The organism is Micromonospora sp. ABR4_055 (genome assembly GCF_056160425.1).
The window spans coordinates 1-1,373 of the sequence record NZ_JBSWXD010000317.1 but is presented as its reverse complement, the minus strand read 5'-3'; the positions used below and the strand labels follow the sequence as shown (position 1 = coordinate 1,373).

Sequence of the window (1,373 nt, the reverse complement as noted above, 5' to 3'; positions counted from 1 at the left end):
CCCCCCCCCCCCCCCCCCCCCCCCCCCTCCCAAAACACGGCACCCCCCCCGAGAGAGCTGGGGGTGGTGGGGGGGTGGGGAGGGGGGGAGAAGAAACAGGCCGCACCCTCTGCCAGGGGTTTTGTGTTGGCTTTTCCTTGTTGGATGGTGACGCGGACTGGGTCCCATCTTTCCCCCCCTTCCGGGCCACCAGGCTGGCGTAGTTCGGGCTGGGTGGCACCGGTCCCGTCAGTGGCCCGGACCTGCAGCAGGTGCTCACCCGAGGTTGCCGGCCACTGCCAGACCCACTGCACCCAGGTGTCTGCGGAGACCGCCGGGGCCAGCTCGGCCGGCTGCCAGGGGCCGTCGTCCACCCGTACCTCGACGCCGCTGATGCCCCGGTGCGGGGCCCACGCCACCCCGGCCACCGGTACGGTGCCGGCGGACAGTTCGGCGCGGACCCGGGGGGTGTCGATCCGGGACTGGGTCTTGATCGGGCCCTGCGCCGCCCAGCCGCGCGGCACCCAGTACGCGTCGAAGTCGGCGAAGCTGGTCAACTCCAGCTCGGTGACCCACTTGCAGGCGGAGACGTACCCGTAGAGGCCGGGCACCACCATGCGGACCGGAAAACCGTGCTCGACCGGCAGTGGTTGACCGTTCATTCCGACCGCGAGCAGCGCGTCCCGCCCGTCCAGCAGCGCTTCGGTCGGGGTGCCGCAGGTCCAACCGTCGACGGACCGGCCGACGACCTGGTCGGCTCCGGGCAGCGGGCCCGCCTCGACCAGCAGGTCCCGCACCGGTACGCCGAGCCAGCGGGCGTTGCCGATGAGAGTCCCGCCCACCTCGTTCGAGACACAGGCCAGCGTGACGTACCGCTCCACCAGCTCCATCCCGAGCAGGTCGGAGTAGCTCAGGGTGATCGGGTTGGTCACCCGGCCGTGGATCCGCAGCTGCCATTCGTCCGGGTCGACCTGGGGCACGACCAACGCGGTGTCGATCCGGTAGAAGTCACGGTTGGTGGTGACGTACCGGCTCAGCCCCGGCGCCGCCGGGTCCACACCGGAAGGCAGCGGCGGCGCGGCGTCGACCGGAGCGGGCAGCGACACCGCGGACCGGGCGGTGGCCACCCCCCGGCGTTGTGCCAGCCAACGACCGCCGGCACCGGTGACCAGGGCGGCACCGACCGACACGCCGACGCTGGACAGGAAACGGCGCCGGTCGGCGGTGCCGGCACCGGGCTGAACCGGTACCGGTTCATCCGACGAGGCCGACGAGGCGACGGAAGCCGGCCGCAGCGGGCCGGCGAGCAGCGCCCAGAGCAGCAGCGCGGCGGCGGACGCGCCGATCACCGCCGGCAGGACGGCGGCCGGCCCGGCACCGGGCCGGGTGAGCGC

1 protein-coding gene is annotated in these 1,373 nt (G+C 73.4%); it reads right to left on the bottom strand.

Translation table 11 applies throughout. The features are described from left to right. A partial coding sequence (locus tag ACXAHD_RS32125; protein WP_475055171.1) for a molybdopterin-dependent oxidoreductase occupies nt 1-1,373 on the bottom strand: 1,373 nt, incomplete at both ends.